The organism is Yinghuangia sp. YIM S10712, assembly GCF_051388935.1.
Taxonomy (GTDB): Bacteria; Actinomycetota; Actinomycetes; order Streptomycetales; family Streptomycetaceae; genus Yinghuangia.
Window position 1 is genome coordinate 1 of the sequence record NZ_JBPKBI010000082.1, and the last position, 587, is coordinate 587.

Annotated in this window: 1 pseudogene; it reads left to right on the forward strand. The window is 72.1% G+C overall.

What is annotated here, in order from left to right:
- Window positions 1-587: pseudogene (locus tag ACRX5W_RS33295) on the forward strand (hypothetical protein); the annotation flags it as partial.

The following is a 587-nucleotide window of genomic DNA, read 5'->3' on the forward strand; positions in this document are numbered from 1 at the left end:
CGCAAGCTCGCCATGGACGTCGCCGTCGACGGCCGTGAGGCATCGGCGCTGAGTGTCATGAGCCAGGGCGAGCTGCACTCCCTCGCGCTCGCGCTCTTTCTGCCCCGGGCGTCCGCCGCCGAGAGCCCGTTCGGTTTCGTCGTCATCGACGACCCGGTGCAGTCAATGGACCCTGCGAAGGTCCACGGCCTCGCGCGGGTGCTCCACGCCCTCGGGGAAACCCGGCAGGTCGTCGTGTTCACGCATGACACGCGGCTGCAGCGGGCGTTCGCGGCGCAGGAACTGCCGGTGACGGTCCTCGAAGTGGTGCGCTCCGAACGCTCCGCGGTCAGTGTGCGCCGGGTGAGCGACCCAGTCGCGCAGGCGGTCGCCGACGCCCGGGCGTGGGCCGCGTCGCAGAACCCGACGGCGACGACGCGCGATGTGCTGCCTGCGCTGTGCCGGGTGGTGCTGGAGACGGCGTTCGCCGAGGCGTCCTGGGTGCGGCTGCATCGGTCCGGGGCGTCCGAGGCCGACATCGCAGCGGCCGTCGAGCGGTGCACGGCCCTGATGGAGCTTGCCGCCTTGGGGCTGTTCGGAGACTCGAC